We start from the raw sequence: 1,096 nt of genomic DNA on the forward strand, positions 1-1,096 counted from the left end.
GCGATCTCGGTCATCCGTGCGGCCCTGGCCTGGTCGTCCCCGTCACCGGCGGCGCGTGCTTTCCACGCGATCTCGGACGCCGCGCCGAGAGCGGTGCCCAGCACGAAGGTGAACACGACCTTCATCGCCTGTTCCGCGTCGCGTCCGGTGAACCCGGCGGCTTCGTAGATCGCGAGCAGGTGGTCGTCGTGACGCGCTTTGCCTGGGCCGTAAACGAGGTGAGTGCTCATGGCAGGCACCAGCCAGGGGTGCCGCAGGATCATCGCGTACATGCTGTCGGCCATCGCGGTGGCCGCGGTCCGCCAGTCGGCCTCGTCCAGGTCGGGCAGCTCGAGCTCACCCCATACCGAGTCGGCGGCGAGCACGACGAGATTTTCCTTGCTCTGGACGTGCCAGTAGACCGAGGTCGCGGCCGAGCCTAGCCGGCTACCCAGCTGCCGCATGCTCAGGCCCTCGACTCCGCCCGCGTCCAGCAGTTCGACTGCGGCTCGGACGATCTGTTCCCTGGTCAAGGTTTCGCGCGGCATCCGCTCAGGATAGGCCACGACTCGCACGGTGTTCGAGGACACACTTGCACAGTGTTCGAGTGCTCCCTACGCTCGGACTCGAACAGTGTGCAAGTCTTAGGAAGGGAACTCCAGTGGCCCCGTTCGTCGTCGTTGCCGCTTCGATACTGCAGTTCTTGCTGGCGGCGACCTTCGTGGTCATTCCCGTCGCCGGCGCTCTCCACGGTCCCCACGCCCAGCGGGCCGCCGAGACCGAGGTGGTGAGGCAAGGCTTCCCGGCCACACTCCTGGCCGAGCGCGGGATCAACTTCGGGACCAGCCGCGCCAGCATCGTGGTCGCGGTCGCGATCGGTCTGTGCCTCGCGACGCTGGCCTCGCTCAACCTCGCCGGGAACGGGGCGGGTCAGCTCCTGTCGTGGATCTTCCAGCCGATCGTTCTCATCCTCGGATGCGTCATCATGCCGGGCGAAGTGTTCGTCACGCGCTTTATCACGTCGGCCTTCACCAAGTCCGATGATCCGACACTGCGAAACCTGGAGGTCGCAGCGTTCGTCAACGCCGCGGTGGCCACCGTTCCCGCCTGGTACCGC

Annotated in this window: 2 protein-coding genes; one reads left to right on the forward strand and one right to left on the reverse strand. The window is 66.6% G+C overall.

What is annotated here, in order from left to right:
• A partial coding sequence (locus AC069H_RS42770) for a TetR/AcrR family transcriptional regulator (RefSeq protein WP_478236184.1) occupies positions 1 to 527 on the reverse strand: 527 nt, incomplete at its 3' end.
• A 113-nt stretch (positions 528 to 640) separates the two neighbouring features.
• Between AC069H_RS42770 and AC069H_RS42775 the strand changes: the two genes are divergently transcribed.
• Positions 641 to 1,096: hypothetical protein (locus AC069H_RS42775; RefSeq protein WP_478236185.1), on the forward strand; the 456-nt coding region annotated here is incomplete at its 3' end.

The sequence above is a fragment of the Amycolatopsis sp. NPDC043887 genome, assembly GCF_056435665.1.